Origin of the sequence: Bacillus sp. CECT 9360 (assembly GCF_918741275.1) — a bacterium.
Lineage (GTDB): Bacteria > Bacillota > Bacilli > Bacillales > DSM-1321 > Peribacillus.
Window position 1 is genome coordinate 112,715 of the sequence record NZ_CAKKNA010000006.1, and the last position, 13,628, is coordinate 126,342.

General features: G+C 42.2%; 12 protein-coding genes and 1 riboswitch. Of the genes, 2 read left to right on the forward strand and 10 right to left on the reverse strand.

The window, feature by feature from the left end:
* Window positions 1-510 precede the first annotated feature (510 nt).
* From LQ216_RS09005 to LQ216_RS09015, 3 genes are read right to left on the reverse strand one after another with little or no spacing between them, the layout of a single operon-like run.
* Window positions 511-1,083: a CPBP family intramembrane glutamic endopeptidase gene (locus LQ216_RS09005; protein ID WP_230128971.1), complete on the reverse strand. Its 573-nt coding sequence runs from the start codon at window positions 1,081-1,083 to the stop codon at window positions 511-513.
* A complete protein-coding gene (locus tag LQ216_RS09010; protein WP_230128972.1) occupies window positions 1,073-2,578 on the reverse strand; it encodes an ATP-dependent DNA helicase RecQ in 1,506 nt (501 codons plus the stop codon). Before LQ216_RS09010 ends, LQ216_RS09005 begins: the two co-directional genes overlap by 11 nt.
* Window positions 2,575-3,651, reverse strand: coding sequence for a helix-turn-helix domain-containing protein (locus LQ216_RS09015; protein ID WP_230129115.1), 1,077 nt, complete (start codon window positions 3,649-3,651; stop codon window positions 2,575-2,577). The genes LQ216_RS09010 and LQ216_RS09015 overlap by 4 nt, the downstream gene beginning before the upstream one ends.
* A 292-nt stretch (window positions 3,652-3,943) precedes the next feature.
* Here LQ216_RS09015 and LQ216_RS09020 point away from each other — a divergent pair, with 292 nt between their 5' ends.
* A complete protein-coding gene (locus LQ216_RS09020; protein WP_117305024.1) occupies window positions 3,944-4,192 on the forward strand; it encodes a ferredoxin in 249 nt (82 codons plus the stop codon).
* Window positions 4,193-4,237: 45 nt separating this feature from the next.
* On the opposite strand, the gene LQ216_RS09025 is transcribed toward LQ216_RS09020, so the two are convergent.
* Complete coding sequence (locus LQ216_RS09025) at window positions 4,238-4,819, reverse strand: ECF transporter S component (RefSeq protein WP_230128973.1); 582 nt, start codon at window positions 4,817-4,819, stop codon at window positions 4,238-4,240.
* A gap of 166 nt (window positions 4,820-4,985) precedes the next feature.
* A riboswitch (FMN riboswitch) is annotated at window positions 4,986-5,118 on the reverse strand.
* A 282-nt stretch (window positions 5,119-5,400) separates the two neighbouring features.
* Between LQ216_RS09025 and serA the strand changes: the two genes are divergently transcribed.
* Window positions 5,401-6,975, forward strand: a complete 1,575-nt coding sequence (gene serA, locus LQ216_RS09030) for a phosphoglycerate dehydrogenase (protein WP_230128974.1) — start codon at window positions 5,401-5,403, stop codon at window positions 6,973-6,975.
* A gap of 399 nt (window positions 6,976-7,374) precedes the next feature.
* Here serA and LQ216_RS09035 read toward each other — a convergent pair whose 3' ends face one another.
* The 6 genes from LQ216_RS09035 to LQ216_RS09060 all read right to left on the reverse strand — a co-directional run bounded on the left by LQ216_RS09035 (window position 7,375) and on the right by LQ216_RS09060 (window position 13,626).
* The gene (locus LQ216_RS09035) at window positions 7,375-8,184 is read right to left on the reverse strand and encodes a histidinol-phosphatase (protein ID WP_230128975.1); all 810 of its coding nucleotides are present in this window, start codon (window positions 8,182-8,184) and stop codon (window positions 7,375-7,377) included.
* A gap of 75 nt (window positions 8,185-8,259) precedes the next feature.
* Window positions 8,260-8,985: a peptidoglycan DD-metalloendopeptidase family protein gene (locus LQ216_RS09040; RefSeq protein WP_230128976.1), complete on the reverse strand. Its 726-nt coding sequence runs from the start codon at window positions 8,983-8,985 to the stop codon at window positions 8,260-8,262.
* Window positions 8,986-9,218: 233 nt separating this feature from the next.
* Window positions 9,219-10,415 carry a hypothetical protein gene (locus LQ216_RS09045; RefSeq protein WP_230128977.1) on the reverse strand — a complete coding sequence of 399 codons (1,197 nt, stop codon included), beginning with the start codon at window positions 10,413-10,415 and terminating at the stop codon, window positions 9,219-9,221.
* Window positions 10,390-10,941: an RNA polymerase sigma factor SigX gene (gene sigX / locus LQ216_RS09050; RefSeq protein ID WP_230128978.1), complete on the reverse strand. Its 552-nt coding sequence runs from the start codon at window positions 10,939-10,941 to the stop codon at window positions 10,390-10,392. The genes LQ216_RS09045 and sigX overlap by 26 nt, the downstream gene beginning before the upstream one ends.
* 187 nt (window positions 10,942-11,128) lie before the next feature.
* Window positions 11,129-12,913, reverse strand: coding sequence for an ATP-binding protein (locus LQ216_RS09055; RefSeq protein WP_230129116.1), 1,785 nt, complete (start codon window positions 12,911-12,913; stop codon window positions 11,129-11,131).
* Window positions 12,910-13,626 (reverse strand): response regulator transcription factor, encoded by a 717-nt coding sequence (locus LQ216_RS09060; protein WP_230128979.1) that lies wholly within the window; start codon window positions 13,624-13,626, stop codon window positions 12,910-12,912. The genes LQ216_RS09055 and LQ216_RS09060 overlap by 4 nt, the downstream gene beginning before the upstream one ends.
* Between the last annotated feature and the right edge of the window lie 2 nt (window positions 13,627-13,628).

The following is a 13,628-nucleotide window of genomic DNA, read 5'->3' on the forward strand; positions in this document are numbered from 1 at the left end:
TTGTCCGCAAATTATTCCTTTTGATAAGAAAAGCGCAAGCGCCCTGCAAGTAAAGAAGAACGACGAAGACCGCCACATCGTTATGTCTTCGTCGTTCTGACCCACATCCTGTGGGCCTCCGACAAGCATAAGTCACCCCCTTCCGAAGGGGGGCAGGAAGAACACCTGCCTCTTATGACCTCGAGGGGCTGGGCTGCTTACGCTAGACATCCATACATGTTGAAAAATTTATACTTTCTTATCTTTTGAAAAGGCTCTGTTAAACGATAATGTTGTTTTTGGGAAGGGAATCTGCGAGACTCCTGCGGAAAAACGGGCTGGCAAGACCCCGCAGCGAGGTACGAGTGAGGAGGCTTGCCAGTTCGTCCGCGGAAAGCGAGTAGATTCCATGACCATTTGAAAATCAACAATGGAATTTAACAGAGCCTTTGAAAAAACTCGTCGATTGACGAGCCGTAAGGCGGAGATTAGCCGTAGTTGCCCTTCTGCGTTTGTCCTTTTAGGAGGACCTTACTTTTTCGACTTCACAATAATCCCGAGGATAAAATCAATTAGGAAGTGCGCGAAAATCGTAACCAATAGATTATTTGTCACTTCAAAAAGGATACCGATAAAAAAGCTTAATAGGGTAATATTAATGAATAAATACCAATTAAACAGATAACGGTAATGTACCAATGCAAAAATCAAGCTCGTCCAAAACAAGCCAAGATGGGTCTGGATAACCCCCCGAAAGAGAATCTCTTCGCTCACGGCAACAAGTAACGCTACAACAAAAATCATTGGGTAAGATAAGCTTTTAAAAATCCGTTCATTCACTCCCCCGTCATCTTGAAAAGACTCCGGCAAGATTCTCATCATAAATAAGTCCCAGCCAATCACCACGATAGCTGCAGTTCCGCCTACTGTAAGGATGTTCCAGTCCCTTATTTGAAATAAGTCAATAAAGGAAGCGGCATCATTAAATAAAATCACACCTAAAATAAATGAGAGCGCTAAAAGGATAACTTGAGTAAACAATAAATTGATATGTAGCTCTTTATCAGATAGCTTTTTGATGATCTCGGCTTGTTTATTTTTCATGATTGTCTGCTGCCTTTAACAATAATTTTGCCAAATCCTGCTGCCAATCGACATAGGGCTTTTTCGCTACTGCGGCTTCACTTTCGGAAAGGATTTGCAAAAAATCCTTTGCCAGTCCGCAACGGTCACAGCATCGTTCATTTTGGGTATTTTTTTCTTCTTGGAAATAATTCAATACCCCTTCCCGTCTGCACTTCACCGCTGTTAGCCAATGAAAGAATGCCCGGATTTTTGCCGTCTTATATTCCTTACGCTTGAACACATATCTCTTCATCGTTTCCTTTAATTCTGATTCATTAACTCGCGGCTTTGTCGTGATAAAATGCAGCATAAACCTCCATTGTATGTCACTTAAAGAAAATTGTTGCATGATCGTTTCTTGAATCGCCGCAGGTATTTTTCGCGTGACATCCAGATAAGAAAACACACCCTCTATCTGCGGTTCTGTCGGGAGCTCTTGTTCCATCAGGTACAAAGGAAGTCCCTCGTCGCCATCGCAATAAAGAAGGATCGCAGCACTTTGTTTTCCATCCCTTCCGGCTCTGCCGGTCTCCTGTACATACGCCTCCATACTTGATGGCAGGTGAAAATGGACAACGAACCGAACATTTTCTTTATTGACCCCCATGCCAAACGCGCTTGTAGAGCAAATAACCCTTAATTGCCCGTTAATGAATTGCTGCTGGATCAGCATCCTTTGCTCCTGCTCCATGCCGCCGTGATAATATTCAACATTCGCAATTCCGTTCTGTTTCAAATACAACGCAGTCGTCTCCGCTGCTTTTTTGCTTGAAAAATAGACAATGCCAGGCCCATTGATTTCCCGGGTGATATGGAGCAGCCTTTGCATCTTTTCTTCATAACTAAAGCATGTTTCCACGGTTAAGGTAATATTTTCACGATCCACAGACGAAACAACCTTGTGAACCTTTTCTAAATAAAGCTTTTCGATAATATCATTCCTGACTTCTTCGGTTGCGGATGCAGTCAAAGCAAGAGTTAACGGATTTGAAAGCTCACGCCTCGCCTTGCCGAGACTTAAATAATCCGGCCTGAAATCATAGCCCCATTGAGAAATACAATGCGCTTCATCTATAACAAACAACCCGATCTCCAATTTTTTTAACGCCTTCAACACATCGTGGGCAGCAAGCATTTCTGGAGACAGATAGATAAAACGATACCTTTGGATATTTTCTATACCTTCGCGTTTCTGTCTTGGAGTGAGGAAAGAATTCAGCGTCAGCACACTTTTTTCTCCCTTCCTCTTCAATTGCTCCGCCTGATCCTGCATTAATGAAAGCAAGGGTGACACCACCAGAACCGGTTTTTCTAATAAATAAGCGGGAAGCTGATAGCATAATGATTTCCCGGTCCCGGTCGCAAGCATCCCCAAAGTATTCTTACCATCTAGCAAAGAAGAAATGATCTCCTTCTGTCCCGGACGAAATATGCGATACCCGAAGTATTGCTGTAAATGCCTCTCCAGATTCATGCATCGCCACCTCCCCTTGCTAAAACAAGTCGTATTTGAAAGAACGTAACATCCTCATTGGCTAATTGATTTTTAATTATTTTAAGCTGCCTTGTTTTCAACTTTTTTGCGGCATCGATTATTTCATCTTCCGTCTTCTCTGAAACGAATGACGTGATCAAAAAATCCGGTTTCGCGAGGACGATCTCGACGATATGATCCTCAATCGTGTTGACTTTTAGCCGTCTTATAGCGGCAACCTCTTTTAATTGCTTCCCAGCTTCTATGTAAGTGAGCGTGAGCCGTGCAGATTCAGTAAGCGGTCTGTCCTCGTTTGGCAGCAAATCTTTTATGACAGCATATAAAAAAGGAAGATCTTCACGGTTCACAGTTATTTCGCGAATCAGATAATGGAGCATACCTAAAAAAAGAAACCGGACGTACATCTCATCTATCCTCGCCGCTTCAGAAATTTGTTTAAATGTACTTCCGATCCGATGGGACCCTGTCAATCGCATCACAAATACATCCCGTTCTGCGCCGCTTTTCTTTTCAAGAAGCCTGACAAGCTCGTCATAATAAGATTGGCCCATTTCATTCCTATTTTGTGGATGGAGTTGAAAAAAACGTTTTACCCAATTTTGGATGACTGCATTCCTTTGAATCGGATAAAAATCGTTTTCCCCGTTAATGATATGGGAAAGAGATTGAAGCAAAAGGGTTAACCTTCCCCAAAAAACGGCAGCATTATTTTGAAAGCCCCACCCATCCAAGTCAGCTGGTAACGGATGGATACTAAGATATTTCTTTGATTCTTGCCGGCCTTTTTCTGTAAGAAGAAAATGATTTTCCTTATTCGTTTCTATCAACCATTTATGTTTTATACTGACAGACACGCATTGTTCCAACTGCTCTCTTGTAATGGGTGAATAGGTTCCGAATAATTTTTTCACCCCAAAGAGATGGGCATCCTGAATGGTTTGGGAGGATTTTTTTCCTTTAAGCAAATGGTAAATCGCATAAATACTCCGTTCCCCGTTCAGTTTATCTATGAAATAAAGAAATAGCGCTTCGGTAAAAGATGATATGAACATCAATAATCACTACCCTGATTTTATTATAGTAATTATCACTATTGTAGCAGAACCAGAGCAGCGCTTGGGAAATAACGTTTAAAACATGAGAGGAAAGGGGAAATAGACTGCATGTGCTATGAAATATTATGGGTATTTATGCGTTCCCTAGCGGGTATTCCCTGTTCTAAAAATCATTTTCATTACATTTTTATTGAAAAGTTCGAGTATCAGTTTTACAATAGGTAAGTGTATAGGAATTTTCATAATTTTATTATGGAGTTAAATTGTTGTATTGGGAGGGGTTTTGTTCATGGCAAAATATACAATCGTTGACAAAGACACTTGTATAGCATGCGGCGCATGCGGAGCTGCGGCGCCGGATATCTATGATTATGATGATGAAGGCATTGCTTTTGTAACACTTGATGACAATGAAGGAATCGTAGAAATTCCAGATGTACTCATAGATGATATGATGGATGCATTCGAAGGCTGCCCTACTGATTCTATTAAAATTGCTGACGAAGCATTCGATGGTGACGCATTAAAATTCGAATAACATAAAAGCCAGTTTGTATCAGAGGATACAAACTGGCTTTTTTTATTATGCATTTTTTAAAGTTGTTTGTTTGTTGATCCACGGCTTCAATCTGACAAACAGCAACATGAACACGGCTGTTATCAAGAACCCTTTCAGAATGTTGAATGGCAGGATTGCAGTGGTGACAAATTGTCGCGCCTGCGTGGCGGACATCGCGTCCCATCCCATGAAAATCGTGTAGGCCGGCAGGATGAGGTAGTAATTCAGGACACTCATCAAAACTGCCATAGTCAGTGTGCCTGTAATAAGTCCGAAAGTCATTCCTTTTCCGGAGTTAAGTTTTTTATAGACAAAATACGTCGGCAGGATAAATAATACGCCTGCGACAAAATTAGCGATATGCCCTACCGGAACACCCGTCTGGCTGCCGGTCATCACATAATCTAGCAAGTTTTTAATAAATTCTACGATAATACCCGCAACAGGGCCGAATATTAACGCAGCAATCAGCGCAGGAATATCGCTGAAGTCAATCATCAGGAATGTGGGGAATCCCGGAAAGGGAAAGTTTAACAGCATCAATACATACGAAATGCTGCCCAACATTGCCAGTGAAACCAATTTCCTTACCTTGTTGTTCTTCATAAATCTCTCTCCTTCTTTTTGTGATCTACCTCACGAAAAGAGGATAGGCTCCTTCAAATTGCTGAGCAGCCAAATAAAATCCCAATAATTATAAAAATTATTGGGATGAACAGCGGCATACTCAAACAAACGTTCAAACCCTGCTTTTTTGAACGTCATCTGGAACCCCCATCTTCTCCCATCCAGACTATAACTGTCGGCTTTGGAATCACACCAAATCTGCCCCGAAGAGCTCGCGGGCTTTGAAGCAATGCTTCATCACCGCCGGTGGAGAATTGCACTCCGCCCCGAAGATAGATACTATTAAATTGTATTACACTTAAGATTATAAACGATTCATAGATATTTGAATAGCAATATGCAATATATTTTCCGCTATGAGACTCCAGTAGAAAAAGTCAAAAAATTTTTTAATATAATAATTGACTGGAACAAACCTTGATATTCAAGGTTTTTCTAATTTTTTTTCAATTAACACCGAACCATTAAGCGCTTACATTCATGCGTCTCAAATTGACAGTATACAACCTCTCTTGTAAAATAAACAGAAATTTATGAGAACTTTATAGGGGTGTTCAATTGTGTATCGTATTCTTGTAGCGGATGCCATTAAACCGGAGGGCCTTGGCCCTCTTTTACAGGCATCCCAAATCGAACTTGTTCAAAAAAAGGTGGAAGAAGTAGAAAACAGTCTCCATGAATTCGATGCTATACTTGTTAGAAGCGCAACAAAGGTTTCGGAAGAATTGATCCAAAAGATGCCAAAATTGAAAATCATTGCCCGGGCTGGTGTCGGAGTTGATAATATTGATGTTCCGGCGGCTACTAAACGGGGGATCGTAGTGGTGAACGCTCCCGACGGAAATACCATTTCCACAGCCGAGCATACATTTGCCATGATGGCTTCACTGATGCGCCATATCCCCCAAGCACATTCATCCGTTAAAAATGGAGAGTGGAAGCGTTCTGCCTATACCGGGACAGAGCTTTATGGCAAAACACTGGGCATTGTCGGCTTTGGACGAATCGGTGGAGAAATTGCGAAAAGAGCCAAAGCTTTTGGAATGGATGTATTAGTCTTTGATCCATTTTTAACAGCCGACAGAGCAAAAAAGTTGAATGTAACTGCGCTCCCTTTAGAGGATTTACTACCACTTGCAGATATTATTACTGTACATACCCCTCTGACAGACGAAACAAGAGGCTTGTTAAACAAAAACACGCTTCGCTCATGCAAAAAAGGAGTCTATCTTCTGAACTGTGCCCGCGGTGGGATTATCGATGAAGATGATTTATACGAGCTTTTGCTGGAAAAACATGTAGCCGGTGTGGCGCTTGATGTTTTTGTTGAAGAGCCTCCTGTAGGGAATAAATTATTGGAACTTGATTCCGTAATCTCTACCCCTCACCTTGGAGCTTCTACAAAGGAAGCCCAGCTTAACGTGGCCACCCAGGTCGCGCAAGAAGTCCTCGTATTCCTGGAAGGCAATCCGGTAGCTAATTCAATTAACCTGCCTGCCATTTCTAAAGAGCAATTCGAGAAGGTACAGCCTTTCTACCAGCTTGTGAAACAAATGGGTTCCATCGGCTCTCAATGCATGAAAGAAGGCATTAACGAAATATCGGTTACCTATGCAGGAGAAGCGCTACAATTTGATACAAGCATTTTAACCAAAAGCCTGATATCCGGTTTTTTCAAAACAAGACTTGATGTCCCTGTCAATGAGGTGAATGCCTTGCTCGTCGCAAAAGAGCGTGGAGTAACGATCGGAGAAAAAATATCCACTGACACTTTTGGATATTCAAACTTGATTTCCGTAACGGTAAAGGGAGATAACCGACAGCTTGAAATCCGCGGAACCCATGTCGAGAAATATGGTTCAAGGATTGTCAGCCTGAACGGGTTTAACATCGACTTTCTTCCTGAAGGGAATTTCCTCTATATTCAGCACAACGACAAGCCAGGCGTTATCGGAAATGTCGGGAAAATCCTCGGCGACCACAATGTAAACATCGCGACCATGCAAGTAGGCCGTAAACAGGCCGGTGGCGAAGCGATTATGGTGCTTTCATTTGATAAGCCGTTGAGTGATGATATGTTTGAAAGGCTGAACGACCTTCCAGAAATTTCGTTTATGTATCGAATGTCTTTATAATGAAAAAGGCTGGCCGATTAAAAAATCGGTCAGCCTTTTTTATTCCGTTTCAATTTTGAAATTCCAACTACGAAATCTATTTCCGCTACAATGCCTCATTCTAGCTAAAAATCCGGATCATCGAGTGGAAATTCAGATCACTGCTCTTAAATTTAGATTATCGCTCGTAAATTCAAATCATCGCTCGTAAATTTGCATTACCGCTCGTAAATTCAAATCATCGCTCGTAAATTTGCATTACCGCTCGTAAATTCTGATCTCCGCTCGTAAATTTGCATTACCGCTCGCAAATTCTGATCATCGCTCGTAAATTCAGATCATCGAGCAGAAATCCCGCTTCAAAATCTCGAACCGGTCCACAATACTCTTCAATCCGGCTCTCCATCTCCAATACGTATCTTATAGAGTGACTTCCCTTCTCTCTCCTTTTGAAAACGTCATGATCGATGTATAGCCGACGGAGCGTGCCAGGTCGACAGCGCGGTCGAATTCAAAGCCGACATGCTCAGGAAAATGCGCATCTGAAGATAAGACAATCGGAATCTTTTTATTAAAGCACATTTCAAGCAGACGGGGATCCGGATACATTTCGCCAACTGGCTTGCGAAGACCGGCTGTTGAAATTTCAACGCATGTCTTGGAATTGCTTAACGCGTCAGTGGCCCGTTCGTATTGCTGAAGCAGAAAATCTTCATCAGCAGGAACGTACTTAAAGATTTTCACAAGATCGATATGACCGATAATATCGAATAAATCCGACTGAGCGAGTGATACGACTTGATCGAAATAACGGCGGTATGTATCGTACAGATCTCGTTCATCCCAGAGATGCATATATTCCTTCAAATCAATGCCAAAGTCCTCCACCCAATGGATGGAGCCAATCACATAGTCGAAATCATATGCTTTGATAAAGGTTTCCATTTCTTTGTGCTTGCCTGGTGTATAATCCATTTCAATGGACATCTTCACATCAATATTTTTGTTCCATGCCTGCTGAAACAAATCGACATAATCCTTCATATCATAATATCTTCTTGGGTTGACCCATTCATTTTGCAGAATGTCGGCTGTTTGATAAAAATGATACGCATGTTCAGAAATCCCGAAGTGCTGAATATCTAAGGCCCTAGCCTTATCTGTGAATTTTGTTAAATAATCCAAAGTTAACGTGCCGGTTTCTAAATGATTATGATAATCTGTGAGCAAACAAACTCCCCCTTTATTCCTTTAATTATACAAAGGGTTAAAGTCCAGAAGCAACCAAAAGTATGTATGTTCTTTTTATTCACTTATAATAAGAGAATCACCCGATCTGATGAGATCACTCTGCAAATGGTTAAGTTTCTTGACGGTTTCGACAGTCGTGCCATTTCTTTTCGCGATGGACCAAAGTGTTTCACCCTTTTTGACAGTATAAGTGGTTCCCTTTACAGCCGCTAGCGCTTTATCCTCCATTTGCTTGGTTACATGTATCGATTCCTGTTCGCTGATCTTAGGATATTCTCGTTGTTTTGGAGATTGATTCATTACTAGTAAAGGATCTAGTGCGTGCCGTTTATCTACGGTCCATTCCTGTTTGTGCATCTCAAAATGCAGATGCACACCGCGTGACCTTCCCGTATTGCCCATTTTTCCGATCACTTCTCCCTGACGCACACTTTTCCCTTCGCTCACCAATCGTTTATTTAGATGGGCATATATCGTTTCAAACCGATTAGGATGCTTAATGAATACAACATTTCCGTAGCTATCCGAGTAATAAGATTTTGAGACTACTCCCTCATCAGCAGCTACTATATTCGTATTTAATTTGGCGGCAATGTCAATCCCCTTGTGCGAACCATCCCTTGTCCCAAATCGGTCCGAAATAATGCCAGCAGCAGCAGGCCATAACCAATCTTCCTGCCCTGCTGCAGAAGCATGTCCCGTTTTCCCCCCGACAAACAGCAGACCGATACACATTGCTAAAATCATGACAATCAAAAAGCGCTTTCCGTAATCAATCATTCATATGCCTCCCAGCCCTAAACCGGCCTTATAATTCAAAGTCTCTCGAACATCATATGCGTGTGATTGGAAACACATTCCTGTTTCCAAAGGGACCCATGCTTTTTATTATAGATATGAAAAAGAAAATTATGCATATTCATATACTAAGATGAGACTGATTGAAACAGAATTTGATGTTTTTTCCACATAAAAAAACCCCGCCTGACTTCGACGGGTTTTTAGGAAAGATGTTAATTCATCCGGTTCGGCGCAATGGGTACAGCCAAGTCATTTTGCAAGTTGTACGGCCCGATCGCATCAATCGTTGCGTTTTCAAACTTTACAGAGTCAAAACCGAAATCCTTTGCTGTAAAAAGAATCGCTTCCAATGCGTTTAAATAAGCTTCGTTATCCTCTATTTTCGTATCACCGGAAAGTTTGACGATGAGTTTCTTAGCCTGCTCTTCAATGGATTTCAATTCCAGATCTTGAGGGATTGAAGGAAGGATGCTTGAATCCTTCTCCCCGCTTATATTCTTCATCTCCGCCAGGGCTTCTTTAATCGTCGTGAATTCAGTGTTGGATGGTACGAGCATCTCCCGCGAGCCATTCAATTGATAAATAAAATACGCCCTGTTATTTTCACGATTTATTTTAACTTCTTCATGGAATCCCATATTTGAAAACTCGGCCCCCTTTTCACCATTCGTGGAAAAGGTGACTCTGTCAACTTCCTGATATTTGAACGTTTCCTGAATGACTTTAAAAAATATTTCATCCTCTAGTAAAAAGGAGCTATTTTCAGGGAGATCCACATTAATCGTTTGTTGATTCTCGGCGGTGATATTAGCATCCAAAGGAAAATAATCAGCCAGGCCCAGGCTGTCTTCTTCCAAAAGGGACATCGTTTTTGTCAGTTCAACTGCGGTTTCATTTCCGCCGCCTTCTGTTACATAAGAAACCGGGATTACATAGTTTACTTGCGTGTCAGGTACTCCAATCGTTATGACGGATTGATTTTGCAAGTCCGAGGCAAGAACTGCGCCGGCACTCAACGTGACCGCCTCCGTTTTTTCAGTTGAATTCCCTTCGCCTTCTGCCTGCTTTTCATTTGCATTCTCACTCACGGCGATTCCATGATCCTGAGTAGAAGAGTTGTCATTATCTGGTGAAGATTTTGCCTTATCGCTCTCCGTTGCATTTTTATCCAAGGACATCTCGCTAGTCGAGTTTTCAGAGTTTAGCATAAAACTTGAGGCAAGAACAGTTAGTACAAACAGGGCCGCCACTGTCGCAAAAAGAGGAACCCAATTACTTCGGCGTTTCTTATTGATTCTCAGTTCGATATTTTGATAAATTTCCTGCGAACTTCTTTTATCCTTAACATCTGGTAACTTTTGCAGCAATTCCTCGATGTCTTTGTCATTCCATTGGGATCCTCTTCTCATTTGTCATACCCTCCTTCCCTGCTTGTTCCTCCATTACTATCTTGACCGCTTTCAAGGCCCGGTGCTGGGTGGTTTTCACTTTGCTTTCCGTCCACTGCAGAACTTCAGCAGTTTCTGAAATAGACAGCGCTTGGATGTAACGAAGGATGATCACTGACCTTTGATCCACTGTGCAATGATCAAGGCTTTTGTAGATCCAGCGTATATTCTCATTTTGTAAGGCAATCTCTTCCGGCAACGGCTGCTGATCCTTGATTTGCTGCCCGTCCCAGTCAAAGCTCTCATATAATTTTTGCTTCCAGCTTTTTTGTTTTCGAAAATGATCGATGGCTGCATTTCTGGCAATCGAAAAAAGCCATGTTTTTTCACTGCTTTTTCCTTCAAATCGATCATATGATTTCATGACTCTTATGTAGACCTCTTGAACTAAGTCTTCGGCTGTTTCTCTGTTTTTAACGAGATAAAAAAGAAATTGAAATAGGTCATGATGATATTTTTCATAAAGTTCCTGAAAAACGGAGTCCATCGTTTCCCCTCCTCCGCTCAATAAATTAGTCGTAAAACCCTTAAAAAAAGTTACATTTTTACTATAGACTGTTTGCAAGAAAAAAGGAAGTGGCCCCCGAGATCTCTCGGTGTAGGGTCCTCTTCCAAGGATCTTCATTTATAGATGTTTCTTATGAAACAAGATTATCCGTCAATCTTTTTATCTCTTATTCATTTTCTCTCATTTTTCGAGGGAGGATGAATGTAAAGGTTGTTCCCTTTCCAGGTAAACTATTCACGGTTATATGTCCGTCATGAGCGTCAATGATGTTCTTGGCGATCGCCAGCCCCAAGCCAGTTCCAGAGCGCCCCCTCGTCCTTGCTTTATCGGCTTTATAAAACCTTTCAAAGACAAAAGCGAGATCCTCTTCAGGAATACCCGAGCCGGAATCTTTGACATCAACCACAAGCCCATGCCGCTCTTCGCTTCGCTGAATAACTTCAACAGTCCCGCCTTCAGGGGTATGGCGGACGGCATTATCGATTAGGTTTGTCAGAACCTGTTCCACGCGGTCAGGATCAAACTCCCAGCTAATATTCTCATCCTCCATACGGGTAACAATCTTAATATCCTTTTCTTTAGCAAGCCCATAAAACTTATAGGCGATCCTGTTCAAATAAGGATGGAGCTCAACAAGATCAAACTTAAGCGTGATGTGCCCCGCCTCCATTCTTCCTAGGTCAAGCAGGTCATTGACAAGGCGCCCCATCCGCAGTGATTCGTCATAAATCACCTGTGCCATTTCCTTCTTTTCTTCTTCATTTCCGGCAATATCGTCGATAATCGCTTCACTGTATCCCTGAAGCATCGAAATTGGCGTCCTTAGTTCATGCGATACATTGGCGATAAAATCTTTACGCAGTTTGTCCAGTTTACGCTCTTCCGTCATATCGCGGATAATCGTCACAGCTCCGCGTATCGTATTATTGCTATACAGCGGACTGACAATCAGCACCCAATCGTGCCCCTGGAGGCTTATGCCCCCAACCTGTTCTCTGCCCATTTCTTCGGTTTGATCAAAGAGATTCATAAGCACGGAAGGAACCGTGTCACCTGTTTCACGGGTAAAACCTTTTTCATAATACCAGCTTTGAAGGAACCGTTCTGCAGGCGGATTCACCTCCAGGATCGTACCATCCTTATTGAAGGTGATGACCCCGTCAGCCATACTGCTTAAAATACTCGCAAGATGCCCCTTTTCCTGATTAAGAGCATTCAGATTGAATTTCAGCTGTTTCCCCATTTGATTAAAAGCGGTCGCCAGCTCACCGATTTCATCCCGAGTCAGGATCGGTACTTTCGTATCGAATTTTCCTCTAGCGACCTCAAAGGCAGCCTCCCGCATTTTACGCAACGGTGCCGTAATTCTCGTAGATAGGAAAAAAGCGAATATGGTCGTCAAAATGATCGCAACGCCCGCAGCGAGCAAAATAAACTTTGTTGTTGAATCTCTTGCTTCTTCCATGGCATCCAGCGACCGATATAAAAAGATTTCATCGAATTTCCCTTTTAGCTCTAAGGGAACTCCTACGACTATCGCCGGGATGTTCTGATTTGTACCGTTTTCAATAGGCAGGGCCATCTCTTTTTTTATCGTTTTCCGCTCAGAAAAAACTTTATCTAACTCTTCGTCGCCTCTTAAAAACCCGGGAGTTAACGCAGAATCCGCTTGTTCAGTGGAAAATATGACTTCGTCTCCATCAATGACAAGCATACTAGTTTCTTCACCAATCATTTGGGAGGCTATTTCCAGTGCCTCGCTCGTATCGGCATGCTGATGTAGAATCTCGACAATTCTATTTCCGCTTTTTGTCAGTTCATTTTCCACTTCATTAATCTGAAAGTTTTCAAAAAACTCTAATAAAAGGACCGTCAAGATGAATAGAACGAACGACACAAGCAGCAAGATCGTGATCCACAGTTTCCCGACTACACTTCGCCAAAACATCAGTCATTCATTACTTCGAACTTATACCCGACGCCCCATACCGTAACGATCATTTTTGCGGCGTTTTCTGATATGCGGTTTAATTTTTCGCGCAATCGTTTTACGTGGGTGTCTACAGTTCGAAGATCTCCAAAAAATTCATAATGCCAGACTTCTTTTAATAATTGCTCGCGGTCAAATACCTTGTCTGGAGATTTAGCCAGGAAAAACAGCAGTTCATATTCCTTTGGCGTTAACGTTACTTCCTTATCGTCAGCCGTTACTCTGTGCGCATCATTATCAATCGTTAAGTGAGGAAAAACGATAACATCCGCCGTGCTGGAATCTGCTTGAATATAACTATTAGTGGCTGAACGGCGAAGCAGCGCTTTTACCCGCAACACTACTTCTCTTGGACTAAATGGCTTGACAATGTAATCATCTGTTCCCACTTCAAATCCCTGGACCCGGTTCACTTCTTCTCCCTTTGCGGTCAGCATGATGATAGGGGTCGACTTCTTCTCCCGAATTTCGCGGCATACTTCTATTCCATCCTTACCCGGCATCATGATATCAAGCAAAATCAGATCGTAATCACTTTCAAGTGCTTTCATTAACGCGATATTCCCATTTTCCGCTTCATCAATTACGTAACCTTCCCGTTCGAGATACATTCTTAAAAGACGGCGAATCCTTTCCTCGTCGTCCACTACTAAAATTCTTTGAGCATTCTCCATCG

Coding starts and splice junctions, on each gene's coding strand:
- LQ216_RS09005 (WP_230128971.1), bottom strand. CDS start 1,083: ATGAAAAATAAACAAGCCGAGATCATCAAAAAGCTATCTGATAAAGAG.
- LQ216_RS09010 (WP_230128972.1), bottom strand. CDS start 2,578: ATGAATCTGGAGAGGCATTTACAGCAATACTTCGGGTATCGCATATTT.
- LQ216_RS09015 (WP_230129115.1), bottom strand. CDS start 3,651: ATGTTCATATCATCTTTTACCGAAGCGCTATTTCTTTATTTCATAGAT.
- LQ216_RS09020 (WP_117305024.1), top strand. CDS start 3,944: ATGGCAAAATATACAATCGTTGACAAAGACACTTGTATAGCATGCGGC.
- LQ216_RS09025 (WP_230128973.1), bottom strand. CDS start 4,819: ATGAAGAACAACAAGGTAAGGAAATTGGTTTCACTGGCAATGTTGGGC.
- LQ216_RS09040 (WP_230128976.1), bottom strand. CDS start 8,985: ATGATTGATTACGGAAAGCGCTTTTTGATTGTCATGATTTTAGCAATG.
- LQ216_RS09045 (WP_230128977.1), bottom strand. CDS start 10,415: ATGAGAAGAGGATCCCAATGGAATGACAAAGACATCGAGGAATTGCTG.
- sigX (WP_230128978.1), bottom strand. CDS start 10,941: ATGGACTCCGTTTTTCAGGAACTTTATGAAAAATATCATCATGACCTA.
- LQ216_RS09060 (WP_230128979.1), bottom strand. CDS start 13,626: ATGGAGAATGCTCAAAGAATTTTAGTAGTGGACGACGAGGAAAGGATT.